Annotated in this window: 4 protein-coding genes and 1 pseudogene; all 5 read right to left on the reverse strand. The window is 66.8% G+C overall.

Features of this window, described 5'->3' with window-relative positions:
• A pseudogene (locus AC1DYI_RS33145) lies at positions 1-344 on the reverse strand (hypothetical protein); the annotation flags it as partial.
• Positions 345-432: 88 nt separating this feature from the next.
• Complete coding sequence (locus AC1DYI_RS33150) at positions 433-867, reverse strand: ExbD/TolR family protein (protein ID WP_477208358.1); 435 nt, start codon at positions 865-867, stop codon at positions 433-435.
• 19 nt (positions 868-886) lie between these two features.
• Positions 887-1,579 (reverse strand): protein TolQ, encoded by a 693-nt coding sequence (tolQ, locus tag AC1DYI_RS33155; RefSeq protein ID WP_477208359.1) that lies wholly within the window; start codon positions 1,577-1,579, stop codon positions 887-889.
• On the reverse strand, positions 1,576-1,989 hold the full coding sequence (ybgC, locus tag AC1DYI_RS33160; RefSeq protein ID WP_477208360.1) for a tol-pal system-associated acyl-CoA thioesterase: 414 nt from the start codon (positions 1,987-1,989) through the stop codon (positions 1,576-1,578). The genes tolQ and ybgC overlap by 4 nt, the downstream gene beginning before the upstream one ends.
• Before the next feature lie 76 nt (positions 1,990-2,065).
• Positions 2,066-2,281, reverse strand: a 216-nt coding sequence (locus tag AC1DYI_RS33165) for a TssQ family T6SS-associated lipoprotein (RefSeq protein WP_477208361.1), incomplete at its 5' end; no start/stop codon positions are given.

Here is a 2,281-nt window from a genome sequence, read left to right on the forward strand (position 1 = left end):
GCCTTTTCGATTGCGATTTCGGCTTCGCGCTCGGCCGCCGTGGGCTCGGGCGGGGTCACGGCCTTGGGTGGCGGTGGTGGTGCGACCTCGGGCTCGGGCTCTGGTTGAGCGCGTGGCGCGGCGATCTCGGGCACCGCAGCCCACAGCTCAGCTTCGACGCCGGCCGGGTCTTCGGTGTGCCATTGCACGCCGAGCGTCAACGCGATGATCAGGCCAGCATGCGCCACCAGCGAAAGCATGGCGCCCAGCCGCGGGTTGTCGGCGCTGGGCGGGCGCAGCGCGTCGCGCGGAATCGTCAGCGACTTCAGCGGATGCATCGGATCGAACGACGAGGTGGCGCTCACGGTGGCCTCAGCCAATTCAGAGCCGCTTCAAGGCGGCTGAGAGCCCCGTTGCGGGGCAGAGACACAGCGTGGTGAGGGCCGACAACGTTCAGCCCCCTTGCTTGACCGACAGGCCCACGCGTTGCACGCCGGCGCGCTGCAGCGCGTCCATCACCTTGACCACGCTCTCGTACTTCACCTGCTTGTCGGCCGAGATGACCACCGGCACGTCGGCCTGGCCTTTTTGAGCTTCCCGCACGCGCGACACAAGCTGCGGCAGCGCCACGGCGGCGGGGTCGCCCTTGTCGACCTTGAGCTTGAGCTTCTCGTCCAGCCCGACGACGATCTCGATCACGCTTTGCGGCCGCTGTTTGGCGCGGCCGACGCTGGGCAGGTCGACCACCCCGGTGGTGATCAGCGGCGCGCTGACCATGAAGATGATCAGCAGCACCAGCATCACGTCGATGAACGGCACCATGTTGATCTCGTTCATCGTGCGGCGGCGGCGCACCACCGGGCCGCCGCGGGCCATCACTCCAGCCATCTGTGCTGCTCCCGGCGCTCTAGCGCGTCGACGGCGCCGCGGTGGGCGTGCCGACGTTGCGCTGCAGGATGTTCGAGAACTCTTCGGTGAAGCTCTCGAGCTGAATCGCGATGCGGTCGATGTCGCGCGCGAAGCGGTTGTAGCCGATCACCGCGGGGATCGCGGCGAACAAACCGATGGCCGTGGCCACCAGCGATTCGGCAATGCCGGGCGCCACGGTGGCCAGCGTCACCTGCTGCAGGTTCGACAGGCCGACGAAGGCGTGCATGATCCCCCACACGGTGCCGAACAAGCCGACATACGGGCTGACCGAGCCGACCGTGCCGAGAAAGCCCAGGTTGCCCTCGATGGAGTCGAGTTCGCGGTGCAGGCTGGCGCGCATCGCCCGGCGAGCGCCGTCGAGCTGCGCACCGGTATCGAGCCGGCGCTCGCGCAGTTTCAGGAACTCGCGCATGCCGCTGGCGAACAGGCGCTCCATCGGTGCGGTGTCGGCGCTGTTGCTGGCGCTCTGGTATAGGTCGTTCAGGTTCTTGCCCGACCAGAATTCCTGCTCGAACTGGTCATTGCGGCCGCGCACACGGGCCAGCCCGACGAGCTTGGCGAAGATCACCGACCAGCTGGCCAGTGAGACCAGCAGCAGACCGACAATCACCAGCTGCACCACCCAGCTGGCGCCCATGACGAGAGAAACGATGGAAAGATCCTGGTTCATGGGGTGAGGCTGTCGAGAATGTCGGTCGGAATGCGGCAGGGACGGAAGGTTCCTCGGTCGACGCAGGCGATGCTGATCTCGCCTTCGCACAACAACTGTTCGCCGCACAACGCCTGTTGGGCGACGACCATGCGGGCGCGGCCGATCTGGGCCGGGTCCACTGTGATGGTCAACAGGTCATCCAGTCGTGCCGGGCGCAGGTAACGAATGCGTGCGTCGGTGACGACGAACATCGCGCCGCTTGTCTCCACCATGGCCTGTTGGCCGTGGCCGGCGCCGCGCAGCCATTCGGTACGCGCACGCTCGAAGAACTTCAGGTAGTTGGCGTAGAAGACGACGCCGCCAGCGTCGGTGTCTTCCCAGTAGACGCGCAGCGGGAGGGTGAAGCGCACGGCGCGAGGCAAGCTCATGACAACAAGCCGGCGATGATACGCGACCGCTTGCGAGCGCCTCCCGGCGGGCCGCCGCAAGGCTCAGGGCTTGGCTCTAGAACTTGGAGTGTTCGTAGACCGGGCCCCAGACCGGGTGGCCGGCTTCTGCCTTGCTCAGGCTGAAGTTGGGATCAGCGGCCCGGGCTGCCTTGAAGGCCGAGCTGCACTCACCGGTGCGACCGCTGGCGCAATAGATGAAGGCGAGCGTCTTGTAAGCGGACGCTCGGTCCTTGGGCGTCTTCAGCTGCAGGCGCAAGGCCTCGTTCAGCGC

Source organism: Ideonella sp. P3_A4, assembly GCF_056403075.1.